Below are 1,782 nucleotides of genomic sequence, written 5' to 3'. Positions count from 1 at the left end.
ACATCATCAGTTCGTACAGCACATGGGTATTTACCTGCAGGCTGTCCTGGAAAAACGCCAGGTCGAAGTAGCAGACGGTGGTAGGTTCCAGCGCGGTGGCGGAAACGGGATAGACGAGCTCGGTACCGATGCCGCGGTGCCCTACGATGTCGCCGGTTCCCGCGAAGCGGAGGATCAGCTCTTTTTCGTTGCCCCAGTGCTTGTGCACTTTCATCTTGCCCTGATCGATAAAGTAAATCCCTGTAACAGGTTCGCCTTCGGAAAAGAGCAGCTCGCCTTTTTTGAGGGCGAAGTGCTTTTTATGTGCGGTGATGGCCGGTTTCCAGGCGGGCTGGCACAAGCGGCACAGCAGGCAGGTGGTCATCCCGCAGGAGTGTTTCGAAGGCTTCATGCAGGCGGCTCGTTGATGTGGGCGGTCAAGTTACAATATTCTTTCCATAATGAAGGATGTAAGCGGACGGTTTCGCCGATAATGATCACGGCGGGACTGCCGAGCCCTGCCGCCTCAGCCGCCTCGGCGATATCGTCGACGCAACCGGTAACGCAGCGTTCTTCCGTGGTGGTGGCGGATTGGATGATGGCGGCGGGCGTGGCGGCTTTGCCGTTGGCGCGGAAGATGTCCATGATCTCGCGGAGGTGGCACATGCCCATGAGGATCACGATGGTGGCGGTGGATTGGGCAGCGAGGGCGATGTCGGAGGAAATCGTGCCCGATCTCGTGGTTCCGGTGGTGATCCAGCAGGATTCGTGGAGGCCGCGCGCCGTGAGCGGGATGCCCTGGGACGAAGGGGCCGCGATGGCGCTGGTGATGCCGGGGATAGTATTGACGGGGATGCCGGCTTCGCGGGCGGCGCGGATTTCTTCTTCGGCGCGGCCGAAAAGGAAAGGGTCGCCGCCTTTCAGGCGGACTACGTGCCCGTGGGAGATGGCGTAATGGACGATGAGGCGGTTGATTTCGTCCTGCGGCACGGCGTGGCGGCCGGCTCTTTTACCGACGGAGAGGCAAAGGGCGCCGGGGCGGGCGTACTGGAGGAGCTCTTCGCAGGCGAGCGCATCATATAATATGACGTCTGCCGCGCGGAGGGTTTTAATGGCTTTGAGGGTGATAAGGTCCGGGTCTCCCGGTCCGGCGCCCACCAGGCTAAGCATAGGCTGTAACATGATAAAACAAATTAGTAAATAAAATATCTGACATAAAATCATGAAATCACTATAAAAATAAGCAACAGGATCGTAAATTCATGATATGAATCATAAATTAATTTGAAAAACTTTGGATGAATTGTTGAAATATTAGAGGTTGATCAGTAAAAAGTCTACATAGAATAATTTATAATGTGAGTTTATTCGTTTATCATCAAATTCTTTCCCATGAAAATCGTCGTCATCGGTAACGGCATGGTCGGATTCAAATTCTGCCGCAAACTCGCCGAAAGAAAAATCCCCGGGCTCCAGCTCGTCGTATTCGGCGAAGAACGCCTCCCGGCATACGATCGCGTCCACCTCAGCAGCTACTTCGACGGCAAATCCACCGCCGACCTCCTGCTCGCGCCCAAAACCTGGTACGCCGAAAACAACGTGGCCCTCCACCTCGGAGATCCCGTCCACCACATCTCCCCCGGCCTCCAGACCGTCACCTCCAAATCAGGCATCACCGAATCATACGATTACCTCGTATTCGCCACCGGCTCCTCCGCTTTCGTGCCACCCATGCCAGGCACCGACCAGAAAGGCGTGTTCGTCTACCGCACCCTCGACGACCTCGACCTCATGAAGTCCGCC

3 protein-coding genes are annotated in these 1,782 nt (G+C 56.1%); 1 reads left to right on the top strand and 2 read right to left on the bottom strand.

Annotated features, from left to right (window positions below; translation table 11 throughout):
* Positions 1 to 391 (bottom strand): Crp/Fnr family transcriptional regulator (locus Q0510_RS19970; protein WP_298715634.1); only part of this gene is annotated, 391 nt, incomplete at its 3' end.
* On the bottom strand, positions 388 to 1,161 hold the full coding sequence (gene cobA / locus Q0510_RS19965) for a uroporphyrinogen-III C-methyltransferase (protein ID WP_298715632.1): 774 nt from the start codon (positions 1,159 to 1,161) through the stop codon (positions 388 to 390). The genes cobA and Q0510_RS19970, both read right to left, overlap by 4 nt.
* Before the next feature lie 210 nt (positions 1,162 to 1,371).
* Here cobA and Q0510_RS19960 point away from each other — a divergent pair.
* Positions 1,372 to 1,782 (top strand): FAD-dependent oxidoreductase (locus tag Q0510_RS19960; protein ID WP_298715630.1); only part of this gene is annotated, 411 nt, incomplete at its 3' end.

It is taken from the genome of uncultured Chitinophaga sp. (genome assembly GCF_937874145.1).
In the GTDB taxonomy this organism is placed as follows: Bacteria; Bacteroidota; Bacteroidia; order Chitinophagales; family Chitinophagaceae; genus Chitinophaga.
This window is presented reverse-complemented; position numbering and strand designations above follow the sequence as displayed.